The 22,179-nt window shown below is 68.5% G+C and carries 25 protein-coding genes; 16 read left to right on the forward strand and 9 right to left on the reverse strand.

Translation table 11 applies throughout. The annotated features are described in order from the left end of the window. Positions 1 to 5: 5 nt before the first annotated feature. The 5 genes from dnaN to mutM all read right to left on the reverse strand — a co-directional run bounded on the left by dnaN (position 6) and on the right by mutM (position 5,663). On the reverse strand, positions 6 to 1,124 hold the full coding sequence (gene dnaN / locus EKE94_RS10760; RefSeq protein WP_127906607.1) for a DNA polymerase III subunit beta: 1,119 nt from the start codon (positions 1,122 to 1,124) through the stop codon (positions 6 to 8). Positions 1,125 to 1,301: 177 nt separating this feature from the next. Further along, positions 1,302 to 2,747 carry a chromosomal replication initiator protein DnaA gene (gene dnaA, locus EKE94_RS10765; RefSeq protein ID WP_235855982.1) on the reverse strand — a complete coding sequence of 482 codons (1,446 nt, stop codon included), beginning with the start codon at positions 2,745 to 2,747 and terminating at the stop codon, positions 1,302 to 1,304. Positions 2,748 to 3,455: 708 nt separating this feature from the next. Continuing rightward, a complete protein-coding gene (gene rpsT, locus EKE94_RS10770) occupies positions 3,456 to 3,719 on the reverse strand; it encodes a 30S ribosomal protein S20 (protein WP_127906609.1) in 264 nt (87 codons plus the stop codon). Between the two features lie 250 nt (positions 3,720 to 3,969). Next, a complete protein-coding gene (locus tag EKE94_RS10775; protein ID WP_127906610.1) occupies positions 3,970 to 4,746 on the reverse strand; it encodes an enoyl-CoA hydratase in 777 nt (258 codons plus the stop codon). A gap of 65 nt (positions 4,747 to 4,811) precedes the next feature. Continuing rightward, positions 4,812 to 5,663: a bifunctional DNA-formamidopyrimidine glycosylase/DNA-(apurinic or apyrimidinic site) lyase gene (mutM, locus tag EKE94_RS10780; protein ID WP_127906611.1), complete on the reverse strand. Its 852-nt coding sequence runs from the start codon at positions 5,661 to 5,663 to the stop codon at positions 4,812 to 4,814. An 87-nt stretch (positions 5,664 to 5,750) separates the two neighbouring features. Here mutM and ubiE point away from each other — a divergent pair, with 87 nt between their 5' ends. Both ubiE and ubiB read left to right on the forward strand, forming a co-directional pair. Next, positions 5,751 to 6,536: a bifunctional demethylmenaquinone methyltransferase/2-methoxy-6-polyprenyl-1,4-benzoquinol methylase UbiE gene (gene ubiE / locus EKE94_RS10785; protein WP_407940901.1), complete on the forward strand. Its 786-nt coding sequence runs from the start codon at positions 5,751 to 5,753 to the stop codon at positions 6,534 to 6,536. Between the two features lies 1 nt (position 6,537). Next, positions 6,538 to 8,085, forward strand: coding sequence for a 2-polyprenylphenol 6-hydroxylase (ubiB, locus tag EKE94_RS10790; RefSeq protein ID WP_127906612.1), 1,548 nt, complete (start codon positions 6,538 to 6,540; stop codon positions 8,083 to 8,085). Positions 8,086 to 8,171: 86 nt separating this feature from the next. Here the strand turns inward: ubiB and EKE94_RS10795 are convergent, their stop codons facing one another. The 3 genes from EKE94_RS10795 to EKE94_RS10805 form a co-directional block, all read right to left on the reverse strand. Beyond that, positions 8,172 to 9,131 (reverse strand): phosphotransferase, encoded by a 960-nt coding sequence (locus EKE94_RS10795; RefSeq protein ID WP_127906613.1) that lies wholly within the window; start codon positions 9,129 to 9,131, stop codon positions 8,172 to 8,174. A gap of 223 nt (positions 9,132 to 9,354) precedes the next feature. Continuing rightward, the gene (locus EKE94_RS10800) at positions 9,355 to 10,038 is read right to left on the reverse strand and encodes a flagellar hook capping FlgD N-terminal domain-containing protein (RefSeq protein WP_127906614.1); all 684 of its coding nucleotides are present in this window, start codon (positions 10,036 to 10,038) and stop codon (positions 9,355 to 9,357) included. Positions 10,039 to 10,052: 14 nt separating this feature from the next. After that, complete coding sequence (locus tag EKE94_RS10805; protein ID WP_127906615.1) at positions 10,053 to 12,263, reverse strand: flagellar hook-length control protein FliK; 2,211 nt, start codon at positions 12,261 to 12,263, stop codon at positions 10,053 to 10,055. 247 nt (positions 12,264 to 12,510) lie between these two features. Between EKE94_RS10805 and EKE94_RS10810 the strand changes: the two genes are divergently transcribed. The 6 genes from EKE94_RS10810 to EKE94_RS10835 all read left to right on the forward strand — a co-directional run bounded on the left by EKE94_RS10810 (position 12,511) and on the right by EKE94_RS10835 (position 16,395). Continuing rightward, on the forward strand, positions 12,511 to 12,816 hold the full coding sequence (locus tag EKE94_RS10810; protein ID WP_407940902.1) for a rod-binding protein: 306 nt from the start codon (positions 12,511 to 12,513) through the stop codon (positions 12,814 to 12,816). Next, positions 12,813 to 13,160, forward strand: coding sequence for a hypothetical protein (locus tag EKE94_RS10815; RefSeq protein WP_127906616.1), 348 nt, complete (start codon positions 12,813 to 12,815; stop codon positions 13,158 to 13,160). The genes EKE94_RS10810 and EKE94_RS10815 overlap by 4 nt, the downstream gene beginning before the upstream one ends. A gap of 367 nt (positions 13,161 to 13,527) precedes the next feature. After that, positions 13,528 to 14,745 carry a flagellin gene (locus EKE94_RS10820; protein WP_127906617.1) on the forward strand — a complete coding sequence of 406 codons (1,218 nt, stop codon included), beginning with the start codon at positions 13,528 to 13,530 and terminating at the stop codon, positions 14,743 to 14,745. 95 nt (positions 14,746 to 14,840) lie between these two features. Further along, entirely contained in the window at positions 14,841 to 15,203 is a 363-nt protein-coding gene (gene flaF, locus EKE94_RS10825; protein ID WP_127906618.1) for a flagellar biosynthesis regulator FlaF, read from the forward strand. Then, positions 15,200 to 15,604 (forward strand): flagellar biosynthesis repressor FlbT, encoded by a 405-nt coding sequence (flbT, locus tag EKE94_RS10830; RefSeq protein WP_127906619.1) that lies wholly within the window; start codon positions 15,200 to 15,202, stop codon positions 15,602 to 15,604. Before flaF ends, flbT begins: the two co-directional genes overlap by 4 nt. Then, positions 15,601 to 16,395 carry a DUF1217 domain-containing protein gene (locus EKE94_RS10835; protein ID WP_164870893.1) on the forward strand — a complete coding sequence of 265 codons (795 nt, stop codon included), beginning with the start codon at positions 15,601 to 15,603 and terminating at the stop codon, positions 16,393 to 16,395. The genes flbT and EKE94_RS10835 overlap by 4 nt, the downstream gene beginning before the upstream one ends. A gap of 246 nt (positions 16,396 to 16,641) precedes the next feature. On the opposite strand, the gene EKE94_RS10840 is transcribed toward EKE94_RS10835, so the two are convergent. After that, positions 16,642 to 17,994 (reverse strand): FliI/YscN family ATPase, encoded by a 1,353-nt coding sequence (locus EKE94_RS10840; protein ID WP_127906621.1) that lies wholly within the window; start codon positions 17,992 to 17,994, stop codon positions 16,642 to 16,644. An 88-nt stretch (positions 17,995 to 18,082) separates the two neighbouring features. Between EKE94_RS10840 and EKE94_RS10845 the strand changes: the two genes are divergently transcribed. From EKE94_RS10845 to flgH, 8 genes are read left to right on the forward strand one after another with little or no spacing between them, the layout of a single operon-like run. Further along, positions 18,083 to 18,481 (forward strand): FlgB family protein, encoded by a 399-nt coding sequence (locus EKE94_RS10845; protein ID WP_206615060.1) that lies wholly within the window; start codon positions 18,083 to 18,085, stop codon positions 18,479 to 18,481. Positions 18,482 to 18,492: 11 nt separating this feature from the next. Continuing rightward, entirely contained in the window at positions 18,493 to 18,885 is a 393-nt protein-coding gene (gene flgC / locus EKE94_RS10850) for a flagellar basal body rod protein FlgC (RefSeq protein ID WP_127906622.1), read from the forward strand. A 23-nt stretch (positions 18,886 to 18,908) separates the two neighbouring features. Then, positions 18,909 to 19,196: a flagellar hook-basal body complex protein FliE gene (gene fliE, locus EKE94_RS10855; RefSeq protein WP_127906623.1), complete on the forward strand. Its 288-nt coding sequence runs from the start codon at positions 18,909 to 18,911 to the stop codon at positions 19,194 to 19,196. A 9-nt stretch (positions 19,197 to 19,205) separates the two neighbouring features. Continuing rightward, positions 19,206 to 19,475 carry a flagellar biosynthetic protein FliQ gene (locus tag EKE94_RS10860; protein ID WP_127906624.1) on the forward strand — a complete coding sequence of 90 codons (270 nt, stop codon included), beginning with the start codon at positions 19,206 to 19,208 and terminating at the stop codon, positions 19,473 to 19,475. Positions 19,476 to 19,478: 3 nt separating this feature from the next. Then, positions 19,479 to 20,198 (forward strand): flagellar hook-basal body complex protein, encoded by a 720-nt coding sequence (locus EKE94_RS10865; RefSeq protein ID WP_127906625.1) that lies wholly within the window; start codon positions 19,479 to 19,481, stop codon positions 20,196 to 20,198. Between the two features lie 12 nt (positions 20,199 to 20,210). After that, a complete protein-coding gene (gene flgG / locus EKE94_RS10870) occupies positions 20,211 to 20,996 on the forward strand; it encodes a flagellar basal-body rod protein FlgG (RefSeq protein WP_127906626.1) in 786 nt (261 codons plus the stop codon). Further along, the gene (flgA, locus tag EKE94_RS10875; protein ID WP_127906627.1) at positions 20,996 to 21,421 is read left to right on the forward strand and encodes a flagellar basal body P-ring formation chaperone FlgA; all 426 of its coding nucleotides are present in this window, start codon (positions 20,996 to 20,998) and stop codon (positions 21,419 to 21,421) included. The genes flgG and flgA overlap by 1 nt, the downstream gene beginning before the upstream one ends. Positions 21,422 to 21,450: 29 nt before the next feature. After that, positions 21,451 to 22,173 carry a flagellar basal body L-ring protein FlgH gene (gene flgH / locus EKE94_RS10880; RefSeq protein ID WP_127906628.1) on the forward strand — a complete coding sequence of 241 codons (723 nt, stop codon included), beginning with the start codon at positions 21,451 to 21,453 and terminating at the stop codon, positions 22,171 to 22,173. Positions 22,174 to 22,179 lie beyond the last annotated feature (6 nt).

Genomic DNA, 22,179 nt, shown 5'->3' on the forward strand with positions numbered 1-22,179 from the left:
GTCCGTCAGACCCGCATCGGCATCACGACATAGACGGCCGAGGTATCATTGCCCTCGCGCATCAACGTCGGGTCGCCGGACGAGTTGAACATGAACACCGCGTTCTCGCGATCGACCTGGCTGGCGATCTCCAGCAGGTATTTCGCGTTGAACCCGATCTCCAGACGCTCGTCGCCATAGGCCACGGCCAGCTCTTCCTCGGCATTGCCGCTGTCGGGCGCATTCACCGACAGAACCAGGCGATCCTCGTCCAGCTGCATCTTCACCGCGCGCGACCGTTCCGAGCTGACGGTCGCGACCCGGTCCACCGCCTTGGCGAACTCGGCCGCGTCGACCTCCAGCCGGCGGGTGTTGCCCTGCGGAATGACGCGCGTGTAGTCGGGGAAGGTCCCGTCGATCACCTTCGAGGTCAGCGTGACCCCCGGCGTGGCAAAGCGCACCTTGGTCTCGCTGACCGACACCGCGATCTCGGTCTCGTCATCGTCCAGAAGCTTGCGCAGCTCGTTCACCGTCTTGCGCGGGACGATGACGCCCGCCATCGTCTCGGCGCCCTGCGGCAGATCGGCGTCGATCCGCGCCAGGCGGTGGCCGTCGGTCGCGACGCAGCGCAGCACTTGGCCCTCGTCGCCCTCGGCCACGTGCATGTAGACGCCGTTCAGGTAATAGCGCGTCTCCTCGGTCGAGATCGCGAATTTCGACTTGTCGAAAAGCCGCCGCAGCACCGGCGTCTTGGCGGCAAAATTCGACGGGTAGTCGGTGGTCGCCATCACCGGGAAATCCTCGCGCGGAAGGGTCGCCAGGGAAAAGGTCGACCGCCCCGCCTCGACCGTCAGCCGGCCCGAGGTTCCGTCGTCGCTCAGCTGCACCAGAGCCCCGTCGGGCAGCTTGCGCACGATCTCATGCAGCGTCACCGCACCCACGGTGGTCGCGCCTGCGCGATCGACATGCGCCGCGGCGCGATCCACAACCTCGATATCGAGGTCGGTTGCGCGGAAACTGGCGGTGTCGCCCTCGGCCTCGATCAGCACGTTGGCGAGGATCGGAATCGTGTTGCGGCGTTCGACCACCGATTGCGCCTGTGACACGGCCTTCAGCAGCGTGCCGCGTTCGATGCTGATCTTCATGTCCCACTCCAGCAATGGCCCGCGCGCGATCGCGCCAAAGGACCGAACTTTATCTCGAATTCGTGAGGCGGACTGTCCCCGCTTACGCGAATGGCGTCAAGGGCAGCCCACCATGCGGTGCAACGGCGCGGCATGCCTGCACGCGCGTCGCGGTCAGGTGGGTCCGGGCATCCGGGATCAGGCCTCGAGCGCGCGGCGCAGCATCTCCAGGTCCTCGGCGATCTGGCTGTCCTTGCCGCGCAGCTCCTCGATCTTCTTCACGCCGTGCAGGATCGTGGTGTGATCGCGACCGCCGAACTTGCGCCCGATCTCGGGCAGCGACCGCTGGGTCATCTGCTTGCACAGGTACATGGCGATCTGCCGCGGGCGGGCGAAGATGCGGGTGCGCTTGGGCCCGACCAGATCCGAGATGCGGATGTTGTAGTGGTCGCAGACCTTGCGCTGGATCTCGTCGATCGTGGTCTTGCGGTCGGACTGGCGCAGGATGTCGACCAGGCATTCCTGGGTCATGTCGATCGTCACCTCGCGTCCGACGAGCGACCCCATCGCGAACAGCCGCATCAGCGCGCCTTCGAGCACCCGCACGTTCGAGGTGATGCGGTGGGCGAGGAACTCCAGCACGCCGTCGGCCAGCCGGATGTCGCGGAACTGCGGGCGGAAACGTTCGGCTTTCTGCTGCAGGATGCCCAGCCGCAGCTCGTAGGTCGTGGGATGCAGGTCCACCACGAGGCCAGACTGCATGCGGCTGACGATGCGGCTTTCCATCTTCTCGATCTCGCCCGGCGCGCGGTCGGCCGACAGGATGATCTGGCTGCGCTGGTCGACCAGCGCGTTGAAGGTGTGAAAGAACTCTTCCTGCGTGGAATCCTTGCCGGCGATGAACTGCACGTCGTCGACCATCAGCACGTCGACCGACCGGAAGAGCTGCTTGAAATCGATCATCTGGCGTTCGCGCAGCGCCTGGATGAAGCGATACATGAACTGCTCGGCCGACAGGTAGACGACACGCAGGTCGGGCTGACGGCGGCGCAGTTCCCAGGCGATGGCGTGCATCAGGTGCGTCTTGCCCAGCCCCACGCCACCATACAGGAACAGCGGATTGAAGGTGACATCGCCGCCTTCGGCCACGCGGCGCGCGGCGGCATGGGCCAGTTCGTTGGGCTTGCCCACGACGAAGCTATCGAAGGTGAAGCGGTCGTCCAGGTCGGGGCCGGGCAGGTCGTCGGCCTCGCCACGCAGGACCGCAGGGGCGGCGCGGTCGGACGACGCGCGGGCTCCCGCCGGTCCGTGAGAGGGCGTGACCTCGGCCGGTGTGCCGTTGGCGGATACACCATTGGCCGGGGCACCGTGGGCGGATGCCGCGGCGGCTGCGGGTTCGCGGCGGGGACCGACCTCGAAGACCAGGCGTTCGGCCGGGCGGCCGGACTTGTTGATGACGTTGAGGATCGCGTCGCCGTAGTTCCGCGACACCCAGTCGCCCACGAAGGGCGACGTGACCCGGAAGGTGGCCACGCCATCTTCCAGCGCATCAAGCTCGAGCGGCTCGATCCAGTTCGCGAAGTTGTTGCGCCCCACCGAAGCAATCAACTCCTGCCGCATCGACCCCCAGGTTTCGTTCGTCATATCTGCACCGACCCGCATCAATTTTGTTGAAGCGGCCCGCCCGTCGCGGAACCGCCCGACCGGCCCCTTTTCGGGCGCTCGGTCCTGTCTGCGATCCGTCCGATCCGGTGACAACGGAAAGACTTAGCCAGCCCCTTGCCCGACACTGGGCGAGGGATGGGCCCGACGCCCGCAAGGCGGACGGCGTCTTCCGGTCGCCCGTCGTGGCAAAGCCTCATCCCCCCTGGCACAAGGCCATGGTGGACGAATCCCTTGCCGCGACATGGCGGCATGTCTTGGACATGTACGGTCCGGGCTATCCTGCGCTCGCCGCGCGCGCCCACGGATCGTTCGCTTTCGGTGTCGTACCCCTGTCCCCACAGAAACCGACACCTGGAGCGGTCGCACAAGGGCGTCGCGCGTCATGGACCGGAGCAGACCCGGCTTTGGGCGACGCGATCACCTCGTGCGGTTCATGTCCCCCCAGAACGAATGAATCGCAGGAGGAAGCTAGCAATTGGCGCGCTGTGAGGGCAACGACTCTTCGATGTTGACTCTCCCCGCCCCCGGGGAATCCGGTGGCCCTGCCGCAGGGGCAGCGCGGGCGAAGTCCCTGTCCCGATTGACGGACTCGGGCCAGCGCAAAAAAAAGCGCCCCGTCGGGGGCGCTTTGTGGTCGAATCGAGTCGCCCCGTGGGGGCGTGTCGGACGGGTAACAGCAGCCGCGGCTCAGCCGACGGCCTTCACCCGTGCGGACAGGCGCGACATCTTGCGCGCGGCGGTGTTCTTGTGGACGACGCCTTTGGTCACACCGCGCATCAGTTCGGGCTGGGCGGCGCGCAGGGCCGCCTGTGCCGCGTCCTTGTCGCCCGAGGCGATGGCCTCTTCGACCTTGCGCAGGAAGGTCCGGATGCGCGAACGCCGCGCCTTGTTGATGGCAAAGCGCCGTTCGTTCTGGCGGGCGCGTTTCTTGGACTGAGGCGTGTTGGCCATGCGTGTCTCTCTTTCGTCGGGTCGTCACAAAATGCTGGCGCACGGGAGGGCCCGACCCCGGGTTCGCTACCGGGCAGAATCCGGCCTTGGCGGGCCTCACGCGCATGATCCGCCGGCCTATACAGGCATTGACCGGCAATGGGAACCCTGAATCGGGCGGGACGCTGCCGCAGGGGCAACGCCCTGTTGGGGCGCCCCGAGCGCCCGGGGCGCACGACGAGCCCGGGACACGCGACGGGCGCCGGCAGCCTCAGCGGTCGCGGAACTGTGCCTCGCGCTTGTCGAGAAAGGCCTGCATCCCCTCGCTCTGATCCTCGGTCGCGAAGAGCGACTGGAACAGGCGGCGTTCGTGCAGGATGCCCTCGGCCTGCGGCGTTTCGAACGCGCGGTTGACCGACTCCTTGGCGGCCAGCAGGGCCAGCTGCGATTTCTCGGCGATCTTGTGCGCCGCGGCCATCGCCTCGTCCATCAGCTTCTTGGCGGGCACCACGCGGGCGACGAGGCCCGCGCGTTCGGCCTCGGCCGCGTCCATGAAGCGGCCGGTCAGGTGCATGTCCATCGCCTTGGCCTTGCCGACGGCGCGGGTCAGCCGCTGGGTGCCGCCCATGCCCGCGATGATGCCGAGGTTCACCTCGGGTTGGCCGAACTTGGCGCTTTCCGAGGCGATGATGAAATCGCACATCAACGCCAGTTCGCAGCCGCCGCCCAGGGCATAGCCCGACACCGCGGCGATTACCGGCTTGCGGCAGCGCACGATGGCCTGCGCCTCGGGGCCGTAAAGATCGCTGCCGAAGACCTCGGCAAAGCTCATTTCGGCCATCTCGCCGATGTCGGCCCCGGCGGCAAAGGCCTTTTCGCTGCCGGTCAGGACGATGCACCGCACCTTCTCGTTGTCGTCCGCCTCGCGCAGCGCCTGCACGATTTCGCGCAGCATCGCCGTGCTGAGCGCGTTCAGGGCATCGGGACGGTTCAGCTTGATCACCGCGACGTGGTCGTCGAGTTCGACGACGATCGTCTTGTAGGCCATGTCTGTCAGACTTTCCTTGTTGGCGTCAGGATCGAAGCCTTACCAGTCCAGCCTTCCGGATCAAGTTATCTTTGGCACCGGGGACAATAGAAGGTTGAGCGGCCCGACTGCACGATGCGGGTCACCGTGCCGTCGCAGCCGGGGGTGACGCAGGGCTGGCCCTCGCGGCCGTAGACGCGGAAGCTGTGCTGGAAATAGCCCAGGTCGCCGTCGCTTTGCCGGTAGTCGCGCAGCGACGATCCGCCCGCGACGATCGCCTCTTCGAGCACCGCGCGGATCACCGGCACCAGCGCCCCCGCCCGCGCGGCCGAGATGTTGCCGGCCTTGCGCCGCGGCGAGATGCGGGCGCGGTGCAGCGCCTCGCAGACGTAGATGTTGCCCAGCCCCGCCACCACGCGCTGGTCCAGCAGCGCGGCCTTGATCGGCGTGGCCCGCCCCTTCAGCCGATGGGCAAGGTAGGCTTCGCTGAAACCGTTGCCCAGGGGTTCGGGACCGATCCCCGACAGCAGCCAGTGCGCGTCCAGCTGCGCGGTGTCGATCAGGTCCATCGCACCGAACCGGCGCGGGTCGTTGAAGGTGACGCGGGCGCCGCCTTCCATGTCCAGCACCACGTGGTCGTGTTTCTGCGGTGCGGGGTGGTCGTGCACGAAGGTGCCAAGCTGCGCGCCCGACACCAGCATCCGCCCCGACATGCCGAGATGGATCAGAAGCGTCTCGCCCCCCGACAGTTCGGCCAGGATGTATTTCGACCGGCGGCGCAGCGCGATCACCTTCCGGCCGGTCAGCCGCTCGGCCATCCGGTCCGGGAAGGGCCAGCGCAGATCGGCGCGGTTGACCTGTGCCAATTCGACGCGCCGCCCCTCCATCGCCGGCGCCAACCCGCGACGAACCGTCTCGACCTCGGGCAATTCGGGCATTGGCGGTATCTCCTTGCGGTGGCTGCGGATTGTATCATGGCCTGAGCGCCCTATAAGAAGGGGGAGTTTTTCAGGACCGCAAGACCCATGAGCGATACGCCCAAGACCACGCAGGCCCCGCAGCACGACGAGATGGGCCGGACCACCCATTTCGGCTTTGAAGACGTGCCCGAGGATCAGAAGGCGGGCCGCGTTCACGGCGTCTTCTCGTCCGTCGCCTCACGCTACGACGTGATGAACGACCTGATGTCGGGCGGCGTGCACCGCCTGTGGAAGGACGCGATGATCGACTGGCTGGCGCCGCGGCGCGGTCAGCGGCTGCTCGACGTCGCGGGCGGCACGGGCGACGTGGCGTTCCGCTTTCTCAAGCGCGCGCCCGAAGCGACCGCCGCCGTCTGCGACATGACCGAGCCCATGCTGATCGAGGGGCGCAAGCGGGCCGAGGCCGAGGATATGGCCGACCGCCTGTCGTGGGTCACGGGCGACGCAATGGCGCTCCCCTTTCCCGATGCCAGTTTCGATGTCTACACGATCTCCTTCGGCATCCGGAACGTGACTCGCCCGCAAAAGGCGCTGGATGAGGCGTTTCGCGTCCTGCGTCCCGGCGGCCGCCTGATGGTGCTCGAATTCTCGCGAATTCCGAACCCGGCGCTGCAATGGGCCTATGACCGCTATTCCTTCAACGTGATCCCGGCGATGGGGCAGGTGGTGGCGGGCGACCGGGCCTCCTACCAGTATCTGGTCGAATCGATCCGGCAGTTCCCGGACCAGGAAACCTTTGCCTCGATGATCTCGACCGCGGGCTTCGACCAGGTGCGGTATCGCAACCTGACCATGGGCGTCGCCGCGCTGCATTCGGGATGGAAGCTTTAGGGTGCGCGGCCCCCACAACATCTGGCGACTGATCCGCACCGGCGCGACCTTCGAACGCACGGGCGCGATGCGCGTCGTGCTCGACGCGATGGACGCGCCGCCGCACCTGCGGCTGGTCGCGCGGGTCCTGGGCAAGCCCTTCGCGTGGCTTGGCTATGCCGGCGATCCGTCCCTGCCGCCCGTGGTCCGGGCCGTAACGGCCCTCGGTCCTGCCTACATCAAGTTCGGGCAGATCCTGTCGACCCGCCCCGACGTGATCGGCGACGAGCTTGCCGCGCAGATGCGGGTGCTGCAGGACAAGCTGCCGCCGTTTTCCGTGGAAGAGGCCCGGGCCGCCATCGAAAGTGAGCTGGAGATGCCGGTCGACCGCATCTTCTCGGCCTTCTCGGAGCCCGTGGCCGCCGCGTCGATCGCACAGGTCCACCGCGCGACGCTGGCAGAGACGGGGCAAGAGGTGGCGGTGAAGGTTCTGCGGCCCGGCATCGAACGCGCCTTCCGCCGCGACGTCGACGCCTTCTATTTCGCCGCCCGCATGGTCGAGATCCTGGCCCCCTCCGCCCGCCGGCTGCGCCCGACCGAGGTGATCGAGCATTTCGAGGGCGTCGTGCTGGGCGAGCTGGATCTGCGGATGGAGGCATCGGCCGCCGCCGAATTCGCCGCCAACACCGAAGGCGACGCGGGGTTCCGCGTGCCGCGGGTCGAATGGTTCCTGTCGTCGCGGCGCGTGATGACGCTGGGCTGGGCCGACGGGGTGGCGGCCAACGACATCGACGCCATCGTCGCGGGTGGCCACGACCGCAAGGCCCTGGGCGAACGCGTGCTGCGGCTGTTCCTGAACCACGCGCTGCGCGACGGGTTCTTCCACGCCGACATGCACCAGGGCAACCTGAAGATCGCCGCCGACGGCGACATCATCGCCATCGATTTCGGGATCATGGGGCGGCTCGACGAATATACCCGCCGGGTCTATGCCGAGATCCTCTTCGGCTTCATCCGCAAGGATTACCGCCGCGTGGCCGAGGTGCATTTCGAGGCCGGGTATGTCCCCCCCGACCGCGACATCGACGATTTCGCCCGGGCCCTGCGGTCGGTGGGCGAACCGATCTTCGGCATGGATGCCTCGCGCATCTCGATGGGGCGGCTGCTGAACTTCCTCTTCGAGGTGACCGAGCGCTTCGGGATGGAGACGCGGACCGAGCTGATCCTGCTGCAGCGCACCATGGTCGTGGTCGAGGGCGTGTCGCGGTCGCTCTATCCTCAGATCAACATCTGGGAGGTCGCGCGCCCGGTGGTCGAGGATTACATCCGCGAAAACCTCGGCCCCAAGGCGATGATGCGCGACCTGGGCCGCACCGCGCGGGTGCTGTCGCGGCTGGGGCCCCGGCTGCCGCAGATCGCCGAGGATCTGCTGATGGCCGAAACCCGGCGGCACGATCTGGAACGGCACCCGAACCGCCGCCGCCGCCCCGCCTTCTGGCCCTCGGTCGGGTTCGTGGCGCTGGGGGCGGGCGGCATGGCGCTGGCCGTGGCCCTGGGCGCCGCGCTTTAGGGGCGGCTTTTGCGGCAGCGCGATCGGGCGGGCAGCGCGATCGGGCAGGATGACCGGGCAGGCGCGCCGCACCGACTGCCGCAGCGTCAGGACGTGGCAACACCCTGCACCATCAGGGCGGTTTCCGCCGCGACACCTGGGGCATAGCCCGCGTCCCCACGCGCGCTTTTCCACAGCGCATAGGCCGCCAGACGGTAACCCAGCAGCGGGCGCAGAGCCAGATAGCGCGTTGCCACCTCTTCCGACCCGTAAGCCTGCAGCAGCAGCCGGGTGGCCCCCGTGGTGAGCGGCGCCCGGTCGTTGGCCAGTCGCATCGATGGCGACAGCACCAGCGACAGGTCATGCACCGGATCGCCCAGCGCCGGGCACTGCCAGTCGACCAGCACCGGTGCGGCGGTCCCGACAAGGTTCGCCGCGACCGGATCGCCGTGCAGCAAACAGGGTTCGGGGTCGGGCGTGGGGATCGGCGGGCGCCCGGGCCGCGACGCCCGCAGCCGCCGTGCCGCCCGGGCGCCCGCGCCGGACTGCCGTTCAACCTCGGACAGCATCCCCTCGGCCTCGGCGATCAGCTGCCCGGGGGTCAGCGCCACATGGCGCAAGGGCGCCCGGGCCAGCCCGCCCGGCACGGGCATCATGTGCAACCTGCGCAGGCGGCGCATCACCTCGGCCTCGTCGCCCTGCCAGACGGGACCTGCGTCCTCGGTTAGGATGGCGCGCCCACCGGCATGTTCGAGATCGGCCAGCAGATGGGGCGACAGCCCCGTGTCGGCAAGCGCGCGCAGCACGGCGACCTCGGCCCAGGGGTCATTGGGAAAAAGCGGCGTGTCCCCGTCCGGCAGGTAAAGCTTGCAGATCGCGGAGGTCGCGAAGGGGGCGCACTGGGATGTGCCCCACGTCAGGCGCCAGACCTGGTTGGTGCGCCCGCCGCTCAACCGCCGCCAGTCGGCACCACCGAACCCGGCAGACGCGACGACCTCCGACAGCCAGCCCGGCACGTCGTCCCGCGCGTCGCCCGCCCTACCCATTTCGTCCGACGCGCGTTTCATGCCGGGACGCTACGGCGCCGGGGGCCCCGCCCGCAAGCGAATGCGCGGGCCCCCGGGTCGCCCGTCGGGTCCGCCCCCCCCTCGGTCGGGAAAGAGAGCGGTCGGCATGATCTGTCCCCGGCCCGGGCCGCATCCCTGGCCCGGAGCCGTCAGGCCCGTCACAGGCGGTGAGGTGCCGCGCGACAATCCGGGCCCAGAGAGCAGAGAGCCCCCTGTCCGTGCCTCAGACCGGGGTTCGCAGGGCCGATACGCCGTCGGGCGCCGCTGTGATGCCGCCCGGGAACACGAGCTGTGGACCATTCTCGCCCATCTGCGCCTCGAGCACGCGGCCATAGACCGCGACGTCCCTCCGGTCGGCGACCGTTCCGTCCGAACCGAAGCTCTCCAGCGCAAATCGGTACTCGCCATCGGGATAGGGCACGTCGCCGTTGTCACGCCCGGCCCATGTCATCGGGCCCGCCTCTCCCGTCACCTCGCGCCGTTCCACGACGACCCCGGCGGAATTGGTCACCACCAGTTCGTGCCGGTCGCCAAAGCGCGGCTGCGGCAGGACCAAGTCGACCGAAGCGCCGTCGAAGGCGACCGGGCGCACGGCCTTCGCCTCCATCCCCACCCAGCCGGCCATCTGTGCCAGGCCCGAAGCGCCCATCTGCGCCACGAGGTCGCGCAACAGGTCATTCGTCTGCACCTGCTGCTCAACGCCGGAGAACGTGGCCAGCTGGACCGAAAACTCCTCGGCCTTCATCGGGTCCATCGGGTCCTGGTTGGTCATCTGCGTGGTCATCAGCCGCAAAAACGTCTCGAAATCGGCACTGATGTCGGCGCCGGTGCTGGGCTCGGACGGCGCGGCGGACCTCGCTTGATCGGGGGAGAGCCCCGTCACGCTCGGGTTCGATCCAATATCCATCGTCGGAAACCTCCTTACAGTCTCAGGTCCAGCCCGGACGAGCCAAGCGTGTCGGCACGCCGCATGGCCGGGGTGGTCGGGGTATCTTGCGTTTCGCCGTCGCGGGCCGTGTCGGCGCCCGGCCGGGCGTCCGGATCATCCCCGCGGCCGAAGCTGATATCGACATCGGCGAATCCATTCCCTTGCAGGTCCAGTGCCAGCGCCTCGGCATGGCGGCGGGCCAGCGACAGGCTGGCGTCCTGATCAGCCCTGATATCGACCGAAAGCCCGGTTTCGGCGGCGGTCATCACGATGCGCAGACGTCCCATATCTTCGAGCATCACCTCGATCTCGACCGGGCCGGCCCCCATGCCCTGTGCGGCATCGAGGATCTGTCGGCTGACGGCCTGCGGCAGCGGGGGCGCCGTCGGTGCCTGCACCGGCCGCGCCGCGTCCGCGGGGGTCGGCGCCTGCGGTCCGCCGCTGGCCTGAACGAGCGCCTCGGGCGCCGAGGCCCCCACGGCCCGCTCGCCCATCGCCGGCAGGGCGTCTGCGTCGGTCATCCCGATCACGGGCGCGGTAGCGTCAGGCATCGCGAAGGCGGTGAGCGCCGAGGCCGGCGTCGAGGCGGGACCGAGGGGATCGTGAGGGGCGGTCGCCGTGGCCCCGGACGTGCGCCCTGCGACCATCGCATCGACGTCTGCGCGTAGGGGTCCCTCGTCGCGAGCACGTGCCGTCGCTGTCGCACGCCGTGCCCCGGGCCCGTCGGTCACGGCATCGGCACGCGGCGCGGCACCGGCGGAGGCGATCACCATGCGCGCGTCCACGTCCGGCCCCGAAGGGGTGTTTCGGGCGATCGACCGGATCACCTGCTGGTCGGACCGGCTGTCAGCCTCCGATGCTGGCACGATGCCGGCGGGATGGTTCGGAGAAGGCGCACCGACGGTGGCCCCGCTCTGCCGCATCTCGACCACGCCGCTTGCGCCTTCGGGCCGCACGGGTCTGGTGGCCGTGTTGCCCCCCAGCTCGACCTGGTCGTCGTTCGGCTGCGGCTGAGCACCGGTTTGGCCGTCAGGTTCTGCTGTCCCGGCAACCGCTGAACCACGAAGGGTGGCTGCGGCACCTTGCGGAGCCATGGTCACGATTCGAATGGCCTCGTCCGGTGTCGGCGCAGACCTTGCTTTTGCGGGCAAAGCCTCGGTTTCAGCCTGGGCGATTGCCTGCGTCGGGCCAGCAGCCCGCTCCGAAGACAGCAGAGGTGATGCCGCCTCGGCGGAAGGCCCGGTAGGGTTCGCGCGGGCGATGGACGGAGCCGCCGGGGGCTCGGGGCGGTCAGTCGTCGAAACCCTCTGCCCAGCCTCCAGAATCGCGCCGCTTCGAACGGCCAGATCCGCCGGTCGAGTCGGTGCCTGTTCCGAAGACTGCAGGGTTTCGCCGGCGGTCCCGGCCTGCCCCGCCCGATCGGGGGTCGTAGCGATGATGGCGCCATCCACGCCGCGTGTGGTCATGTCCGGCCGCGCTGCAGCCTCCGGCGTGCCGCGCACGGCAAGGACGTTCTCGGCCGCATCCCCCTGCGAAGGTGCCGGGATGGCTGGACCACGCGGGCCGGCCCCTTCGCCTGCCATCACGACGCGTTCGAGGGTGCGATCAACCCGGGCGCCCGCTTGCGAGCCCGCGACCTTCTGCGCGTCGGTTGGGGGTAGTCCCGCCAGGACATCACGCGCGATGCCCGCCTCCGAAGCCGCCCGTTTCGGGACCGGTGGCACGGATGCCGGGCCTGTGGGGCCTTCGGGGCGGGCGCCCAGCGCCTCGGACGTCGCCAGGGCGGCGTTCCGGGCGCCGAAACTCAGGGACAGCGGGACCATGCCCACGCCGGGCGCGGTGCCGGAGCGTTTCTTGCCCGGCGCCTGGTCCTTCGCGGCGCCCTCACCATCCCGGGATGCCGGGGCCGACGTGACCGGGGCGCCCGCATCGGCGGCGAGGCGCGGATGGTCCGCATCCCGCCCGGCGGCATGCCCGTCCTCAGGCGTGTCGCCAGCCGCATCCCCGACCTCCGGGCCGTCGCCATCCATCACGAACCTGGTGTCCTGCTCGTCGCCTTCGACCGCACCGGTCCCCTCATCGCCGATCACGTCCGGCTCCGGGCCCACGACGGTCGCCTCGTCCGGGGTTTGCGCGTCGGTGCCGAGGTCCTGCGGCGCCGCGGGCGCCGGGGTGTCACCACCCTCTGTCGCGCCATCGTCCATCAGGGCGGCGAAGTCGCGCCCGCTACCGGTGTCCGAAGACCGCATGGCGCCGCCCATGGGCATGCCCGCCGCGGTGCCGGGCCGGGCGTGCAGGGCGCTGCCACGGTCGACCGGGCCAGTGGAAAGGAAATTGGGTGCTGACATGTGCCGGGTCCTCCAAGCCGGTCGCAGTCATCTCAGGCCGGGATTACCGAATCTTTACTGCGCTGCGCTTTTTTCATGGCAGACCAGCCAGAAGGAATACCGGATGGACCGCCCCCCTATCGCCGCCTTCACGGGCCCGCCAATGCCGCAAGCCGCGCCAGCCGGCCGGCCGCCGTCGGACGACCATCCCGCGCTGCGCAGCGCGGCCGAAGCGTTGGAAACCCAGTTCCTGACCGAGATGCTCAAGGCCGCGGGCCTGGGCGAAACGCCCGAGTCCTTCGGCGGCGGCGCGGGGGAATCCCAGTTCGCGTCCTTCCTGCGGCAGGAACAGGCCGAGCGAATCGTTCAGGCCGGCGGCATCGGGTTGGCCGAATCGATCTTTGCCTCGCTGGCGGAGCGCGCGGGATGAGCGTGGTCACCCGTCTTGAACGGCTCTTGGAGAAAGAGCGTGTCGCGCTGGTTTCGGGACGATTGCGCGACCTGCCCGCCCTGCTCGAGCAGAAAGAGCGACTGCTTGCCGGCGTCGCCGAAGCGATGACCGAGGGCACGGAGGATGCCGAGCGGCTGCGCCGCGTCACCAGCGCGGCGGCACGCAACGCCGAGCTTTCCGGCGCCGTCATGGCCGGACTGAAAAGCGTCCGTGACCGGCTGGCGGACGTGCGCGAAGGCAGCCGCTGCGGAACCTACGGCGCCGACGGCGCCCGCCACGCCATCGGCGCGATTCCCGGGCGCAGCCTGCACCGGCGCGCCTGACGGGCCCGCCGGACGCACATCCCGGACCCCGGGACGCATTCATTCCACGCGCCAAGGCCTCGCCCGCCCCCCCCGCCGGGGCGGCGAGAGGTCCCCCCCACACCGATCCCAATCAGATCATGAAACCTCACGCGCCCCCCAGCGCCCTGCAGGCCCTTAACCATGGGGTAATTTCAAATGCCGCGAACTGGGTGGGTGTGCATTAGGAAAAACTTAGGCGCGCCGAGGCAAAAGTGCGCCTCGTATCCATCACGGAGACGCGGCCCCCCGACACGGACGGGCCATAGGTCAGAAGGGCCTTTCACGCTGCCGGAAGCGGCAGTGCAAACACCTGGGCGCAAAAGCGCCACCAAACAAGGAACCTTCCATGTCCAGCATTCTGACCAACAACGGCGCGATGGTCGCGCTGCAGACCCTGAAAAGCATCAACGGACAACTCGCCGACACCCAGTCGCAGATCTCGACTGGTAAAAGCGTCGCCACGGCCAAGGACAACTCGGCCGTCTGGGCGATTTCGAAAGTCATGGAATCCGACGTCAAAGGCTTCAAGGCGATCTCGGACTCTCTGTCGCTGGGTGAAAGCACCGTCGCCGTGGCCCGTCAGGCCTCGGAAACGGTGACCGACCTGCTGACCGAGATGAAGGGCAAGATCGTCGCGGCGCAGGAATCCAACGTCGACCGTGGCAAGCTGAACGACGACGTCACCGCCCTGCGCGACCAGATCTCGTCGGTCGTCGGTGCCGCCCAGTTCAACGGCCTGAACCTTGTCAGCGGCAACAGCGGCGATATCGAGGTTCTGTCCTCGCTCGACCGCGATGCCACCGGCAACGTCGCGTCCTCCACGATCACCGTGGCCGAACAGGACCTTTCGATCGGCGGCTACACCGCGAATGACGTCTTCGCGGCTGGCGCCGGCGGCGCCACCGTGTCGGGCAACGCCGACACCTTCACCATGTCGATCGACGACGGCGGCGCCGACGAGATCGTCATTCAGGACGGCGGCACCGCCTGGGCCGCCGGTGACAGCGTCAGCCTGAACATCGGCGATCAGTCGGTCACCTACACGGTCACCGATTCCGACCTTGCCGGCACCACCACGACCGCCGACTCGGTTGCCCTGGGCCTGAAGAACAAGATCGACGCCCTGGGCATCGACGGGCTCGACGTGACCTACGACAGCGCCACGCCGGGCGGTCTGTCCTTCGACAACGGCACCGGCAACGACCTTGCCGTGACCGGCAGCTTCGCGAATGCCGGATCGGGCGGGCTGGGTGCGCTGTCGTCGATCAACGTCTCGACCGGCGCCGGTGCGCAGTCGGCGCTGGCGCAAATCGACTCGCTGATCAGCACCGCTGTCGACGCGTCCTCGGCCTTCGGTTCTGTGCAGGGCCGGATCGAGACGCAGTCGGACTTCATCGGCAAGCTGACCGACTCGCTCAAGTCCGGCATCGGCTCGATGGTCGATGCCGACATGGAAGAGACCTCGGCCCGTCTGCAGGCTCTGCAGGTGCAGCAGCAGCTGGGCACCCAGTCGCTGTCGATCGCCAACCAGGCGCCGCAGTCGGTCCTGTCGCTCTTCCGGTAAGCAAACCCGGTGGGGGCGCCCTGAACGGGCGCCCCCGTCTTCCACCGTCATGACTATTGCGGCCCAGACCGCACCCGTCTCGAAAAGGACAAGACGTGAACGCTTACCATCAGGCCCAAACCGCCTATGCCCCGGCAACGGCACCCGTCCGCACCGACCGCAGTGTCGAATACGAGGCCATCGCCCGCATCACCCGGCACATCAAGCAAGCCGACGAAAACCGGTCGCTGGTGACAGCGCTGCACGAAAACCGCCGCCTCTGGACGATTCTGGCGGTCGACGTGGCTGGCAATGACAATGCCCTGCCCGAAGCGCTGCGCGCACAACTCTTCTACCTTGCCGAGTTCACGTTCCAGCATACCAGCAAGGTCATCGCCGGCAAAGCCGACCGCGACGTTCTTATCGAAATCAACACCGCCGTCATGAAAGGCCTGCGCAGCGCCAAGGAGGCGGCATGAGCGGCCTTGTCCTGAAGCTCGCCCCGAAGGAGCGGGTGCTGATCAACGGCGCTGTCATCGAGAACGGCGACCGCCGCGGGCGGCTCAACATCGTGACGCCGGGGGCGAACATCCTGCGCCTGCGCGACGCGCTGCATCCCGAAGAGGCGACGACCCCGGTGCGGCGGGTCTGCTACATCGCCCAGCTCGTCCTGTCCGGCGACGTGCCCCCGTGCGAGGCGAAGCGGCAGCTTCTCTCCGGCATCGAACAGCTGTCCTGCGTCCTGCGCGACCCCGACAGCCGCGAATGCCTGACCCGCGCGACCGACGCGGTGCTGGAAGGCCAGCATTACTACGCGCTGAAAGCCCTGCGTGCGCTGCTGCCGCGGGAAGACCGGCTGATGGCCGTTCCGTCGGCATGAGCTTCCGGCCGGTCGTGCCCCTGCCGGGTCATGCCGGCTGGGCCTTTCTCAAGCGCACGCGCCCCGCGCAACAGGAGGCGTTCCAACAGACCGGGCAGGTGAAACGCCTGTCCGATCATTTCACCGAGTCCATCTCCAAGGTGACCTCGGTCGAGGATCTGATGTCCGACCGCCGCCTGCGCGAGGTAGCATTGGGCGCCTTCGGGCTGAAGGACGACATCGACAGCCACTACTTCGTCAAGCAGATCCTGTCGTCCAACACCCGCGAGGACGGGTCGCTGGCCAACAAGATGTCGGACAAGCGCTATCTCGCCATGGCGCGGGCCTTCGGTTTCGGCGACCTGGGTGGTCCGCGGACCGGCGATACCGGCTTTGCCCGGCGCATCCTGGACCAGTATCACGATCGCGAGTTCGAGGCCGCCATCGGCGAAAGCGACCCGAACATGCGGCTGGTGCTCGGGCTGAACCGGGACCTGGGCGATGTCGTCAAACGCTCGGACAACACGAATGCGAACTGGTACGCGGTGATGGCCAACCCGCCGCTTCGGCAGGTGTTCGAAACCGCCCTGGGCCTGCCCAAGGCCTTCGGCACCCTCGACCTTGACCGGCAGCTCTCGACCTTCCGGGACCGGGCCGAGGCGCAGTTCGGCGTGCGCGAGATCGCGGATTTCAACAATGACGAGATGCAGTCGAAGCTGGTGACGCGCTTCCTTGCCATGGCCGATCTGCAGGCGGGGACGACGCGGGGCATGACCGGAGCCTCGATCGCGCTGACGCTTCTGGGCGGCTGACCAAGGCCGCCCTCGCATCCCGTCACCGAGTTGGGCCACCGCGTCTCGCCCATGCAAGACGCCTCCCGCATCCCGCCACTGCACTACGACCGCAGCGAAGCGGCTACCGTCCAAAGGTGCCCGGCCGATCCTGCTCAGGCGAACGACGCCGGGCAGACCGCGACGGATCGGGGCGGCGCGTCGCCTCGGGCCTCCTCAGGCAGGAACGCGCGGCAGCGCGCTTTTCGGCTGACCGCCCGCCGCGTCTTACCGGCCGCCGCGTCCGGGGCGCGCCCGGGGCATGCAGCCGGCCAGCGCGACAAAGCTCGCCTTGGTATCCTTGGCCTCGCGGCGGCCGACGAAGGCATCGAGCTTGGGCCACGCCTCGATCGCGCGGTCCACCATCGGGTCTGATCCGCTGGAATAGAGACCTGCCTGCACCATCATCTCGGCCCGGGCATAGGCCCCCATCAGGCGGCGCGCCTCCTCGATCAGCGTATTCTCGGGGTCGCTCGCGGCCTGCGGCAACGACCGCGACACCGAGCGAAGCACGTCGATGGCCGGGAATCGCCCCCGCTCGGCGATCTGGCGGTCCAGCACCACGTGCCCGTCAAGCACCCCCCGCAGCGCATCGGCGACGGGTTCCTCCATGTCCGACCCTGCCACCAGAACGGTGAAGAGCGCGGTGATATCCCCCGTGCCCCCCTCTTCCCCCGGGCCCGCGCGTTCGCACAGCCCCGCGATCATGCCCATGGTCGAGGGAGGGAACCCGCGCAGGCTGGCAGGTTCGCCCGTGGCCAGCGCGATCTCGCGATGTGCCTCGGCCATGCGCGTGACCGAATCGGCCAGCAACAGCACGTGCCGGCCGGAATCCCGGAAATGCTCGGCGACTGTCATCGCCGCACGGGCGCAACGCCGCCGCAGCGCCGCCGAGCGATCCGACGTCGCCACAACCAGGACCGTGCGCGCCATGCCCTGCGGCCCGAGGATGCGTTCGATGAATTCGCGCACCTCGCGCCCGCGTTCCCCGATCAGCGCGATCACCACCACGTCGGCCTGAACCCCCTGCGCGAGCAGGGCAAGCAACGTCGACTTGCCGACGCCGGAGCCCGCGAAAAGGCCCAGACGCTGGCCTCGGACGATGGGCAGCAGGGTGTTGAACACCGACAGCCCGGTTTCCAGACGCTCGCCCAGCTCGCGCCGCCGTGTGGGGTTCAGCGGCGCGCCGCTCAACGATCGCGGCGTATCGCCGGGCAACAGGGGCGCACCGTCGAGCGGCACGCCATAGGGATCCACGACGCGCCCCAGCCAGCTGTCGTCCGGGGCGATGCGCACCGGGCCCAGCAGGGTTGCCGGCCGCCCGATCGCCAGCCCCTCGGCCGGGCCCTCGGGCAGAACCGCCAGCGTGTCGGCGCCCAGTTGCAGCACCTCGCCGCGCAGGGGCTCTTGCCCGGCGCTGTCGCGCGCGGGGCCGAAGCGCACAAGATCGCCCAGCCGCGCAACCTCGGACAGGCCCGCGACGCGAATCATGCCGCCCTCGATCGCGGCCACGCGCCCGGTGGGACGCACGACCTGGGTTTCGGCGATCACGGCGCCGATCCGTTCCAATCCTATCGACATTCCCGCTCTCCGGTCTGGGTATGGCCAACGCTTTGTAAAGGAATGGCCCTTAAGCCTTCGTCTACATGATCGAGGGAGAAGCCCGCCGGTGTTCGAAAAACTCGAAGTCCTGAATATAGCCTCGTCGATGGCCCGCCATGCGGGACAGCGGCAGTCCATGATCGCGCGCAACGTCGCCAACGCGGACACGCCCGGGTTCAAGGCGACCGACCTGACGCCCTTTGCCGATCTCTACCGCGACACCGCGGGCGGGACCGCCCTGCGCGCCACGCGCGAGGGGCACCTGCACGGCACCACGGGCGCGGGCGGCCTAAGTCGCGCCGACAGCGTGATGACCACGGACCAGGCGGCGCCCAACGGCAACACCGTGTCGCTGGAATCGGAAATCATGCGTGGCGTCGAAACCCGGCACCAGCACGATACCGCGCTCTCCATCTACCAGAAATCCCTCGACATCCTGCGCATCAGCCTCGGCCGCGGCCGCTAGGAGCCCTTGCCATGAACGATATCCTCTCCTCCCTCTCCACCGCCGCCAGCGGCATGAAGGCCCAGGGCGCCCGCCTGCGCTACGTGTCCGAGAACATCGCCAACGCCGACACGCCCGGCTACCGCCGCAAGATCGCCCCGTTCGAAGCCGCCGTAGAGGCCGGCCGCGATACGGGCGAGGTGCGGATCGGCGCGCTTCAGCTTGACCAGACGGCGCTGCCCAAGGTGTTCGACCCGGCCCATCCCATGGCCGACGGCACCGGACATTACGAGGCCTCGAACGTCGACATCATGATCGAGCTTGCCGACGCCCGCGAGGCGCAGCGCAGCTACGAGGCCAACCTCAAGATGTTCGACCAGACCCGCCAGATGACACAGGGCCTGCTGGCCCTCCTGAAACGCTAACCTTTCCAGACGGAGACCCCAGAATGGACGTCAAATCCGCCTTCGCCGCGCAGGCCTACGCCGCCCAGCGCCCCGCCACCGAAGCCGACCCCGCCCATCGCGGCGGCGCAGCCTTTGCCGAGGTCGCGCGCGACTTCATGGCCACGATGCAATCGGCCGAAGACACCGCCAAGACCTCGATGGTCGGCGGCGGCGACCCGCACCAGCTGGTCCGCGCCCTGGCCGAAACCGAGCTGGCCGTCGAAACCGCCGTGACGGTGCGCGACAAGGTGGTCGAGGCCTATCAGGAAATCCTGCGGATGCCGGTCTGAGGCCGGGCCATGCTGAATGAGGTGATGTTTTACGATACGCTGCGTCAGGCGCTCTGGATCGGGGTGATCATCTCCACCCCGATCCTGGCCGTTGCCCTTGTCGCCGGCGTCGTCGTCGGGCTGTTCCAGGCGCTCACCTCGATCCAGGAAATGACGCTGACCTTCGTGCCGAAGCTTCTGGGCATCCTCGCGGTATTCTGGGTGTCGATGGGTTTCATGACCGAGACGCTGACCGACTTCTTCGACTCCAGCATCGTTCCGCTAATCGCAGGGTTCTGAGACATGGAAAACATCACAACCGCGGCGCTGACCCGGCAGTCCGGGCTGATGCGCGAAATGCGCGCGATCGCCAACAACGTCGCCAACATCTCGACCACGGGTTACCGGAAAGAGGGCGTGATCTTCTCGGAATACGTCAAGTCGCTGGGCGAGGACGCGCCATCGCTGTCGCTGGGCACGGCCAATGTCCGCATGACCTCCGAGCTGCCCGGAACCGTCACCCAGACCGGGGCCGATTTCGACTTTGCCATCCAGGGCGAGGGGTATTTCCTGATCGAAACCCCCGAGGGCGAGGCCCTGACCCGCGCCGGCAGCTTCACCCCCAACGAGGGCGGCGAACTGGTGACGCCGCAGGGCTTCCGCCTGCTGGACGCGGGCGGTGCGCCGGTCTTCATCCCGCCCGACGCGGGCGCGGTGACGCTGGCCGCCGACGGCACGCTGTCCGCCGATGACCGCCCCGTGGCGCAGATCGGCCTCTGGTCCGCGCCCGACCCCGCGACCGTCACCCGCCGCGACGGCGTGATGATGACGCTGGGCGAACCGCCCGAGCCGGTCGAAGGCAGCCGGATCCTTCAGGGCCACCTGGAAGGGTCGAACGTCAATCCCGTCTCGGAAATCGCGCGGATGATCGAGGTCCAGCGCGCCTACGAACTGGGTCAGAATTTTCTCCAACGCGAAGACGAACGCGTGCGCGGCGTGATGCGCACCCTCAGCCAGCAATAAGGAGTTCCGGCAATGCAGGCTCTCAAGATCGCCGCCACGGGGATGAGCGCGCAGCAGATGCGCGTCGACGTCATCTCGAACAACCTGTCGAACATGTCGACCACGGGCTACAACGCCCGCCGTGCCGAATTCGCCGACCTGCACTATCAGCAGCTGTCGCGCCCCGGCACGATCAACGCCGCCGACGGCACCGCGCTGCCCACCGGCGTGCAGATCGGGCTGGGCGTGCGCCCGGCCTCGGTCAGCGTCCAGCTGCAGCAGGGGACGCTGAACCAGACCGGCGCCGATCTGGACGTCGCGATCGAGGGCGGCGGCTATCTTGAGGTCACGCTGCCGTCGGGCCAGTCGGGCTACACCCGTGACGGTGCGCTGAAACGGTCGGCCGAGGGGCAGATCGTCACCTCGGACGGCCATCCGGTCGTGCCCGACATGACGATCCCGGCCGACGCACGCTCGGTCTCGATCAACGCGCAGGGCGAGGTCTACGCCTATTTCACCGACCAGGTCGAACCGCAGCTTCTGGGCCAGTTCAGCCTTGTCGATTTCACCAATGAAAAGGGGCTTGAGGCGATCGGGTCGAACCTTTTCGTCGAAACGCCCGCCTCGGGACCCGCCATCGTGGGCGACCCCGGCACCGACGGGCTGGGCACGCTGCGGCAGGGGTATCTCGAAGGCAGTTCCGTCGACGCGGTGCGCGAAGTGACCGAACTGATCGCGGCGCAGCGGGGATACGAGCTGAACGCCAAGGTCATCACCGCCGCGGACCAGATGCTGGCCGCCACCACGCAGGTCCGCTGATGCGCCGCGCCGCCCTGATCCTTGCCCTCTGGCCCTGGCCCGCCCTGGCCGAGACCGTTGTCGCCGCCCAGACGGTGCGGCCGCAGACGATGATCGGGCCCCAACACCTGTCGGTGGTCGCCGCCGACACGCCCGGCACGCTGTCCGATCCCGCGCTGGCCGTGGGGCAGGAGGCGCGTGTCGTGCTTTATGCCGGGCGCCCGATCCGGCCCGGCGATATCGGCCCGCCCGCCATCGTGGACCGCAACCAGATCGTGCAACTGGCCTATTCCAAGGGCCCGTTGCGTATCGTCGCCGAAGGCCGCGCGCTGGATCGCGCAGGGGTCGGCGACGCGGTCCGGGTGATGAACCTTGGATCGCGAAGCACCGTCACCGGCGTCGTCGCGGAAGACGGCACCATCCACGTCGCCGGCACCCTGCCCTAGACGCGCCCCCCGCCATGAGGAAGAATCCCATGAAACGCACCGCCATCGCCCTGTGTTGTCTCGCCGCTGCCTGCGGGCGGATCGAAAACGTCGGCAAGGCCCCGGAATTCAGCACGCCCGGCACCTCGAACGAAGTCGCCGCCATGGCGATTCCCCCGCTTCCGGTGGGATACGAATCCGAGATCCCGCTCAGCCCCGCGTCGCTGTGGTCAGGGTCTCCGACGTCCCTTCTGGGCGACCGCCGGGCCAGCCGGCGCGGCGATATCCTGACCGTGGTGATCGAAATCGACGACAGCGCCGAGATCTCGAATTCCAGCTCGCGCGCCCGGACGGGAAGCGAGGCGTTGTCGATCCCCTCGCTGATCGGCATCCCGCAGCGGGTCGACCCGCGCCTTCCCGAGGGCGCGAGCCTGGCCGACGCGGTGTCGACCACCTCGTCCAGCGCCAGCTCGGGCGACGGGTCTGTCAGCCGCAACGAACAGCTGGAGCTGCGGGTCGCAGCTACGGTGGTCGACGTGCTGGCCAATGGCGTCATGCAGATCCAGGGCAGTCAGGAGGTGCGCGTGAATTTCGAACTGCGCGAACTGATCGTCACCGGCTACGTCCGACCCGAAGACGTGTCGCGCCAGAACCAGATCACCTATGACAAGATCGCCGCCGCGCGCATTTCCTATGGCGGGCGCGGGCAGATCACCGATGTTCAACAGCCCCGCTACGGCCAGCAGCTGGCCGACGCGCTGCTGCCCTTCTAAGGAGCC

This window comes from Mesobaculum littorinae, from assembly GCF_004011175.1.
In the GTDB taxonomy this organism is placed as follows: Bacteria; Pseudomonadota; Alphaproteobacteria; order Rhodobacterales; family Rhodobacteraceae; genus Tranquillimonas; species Tranquillimonas littorinae.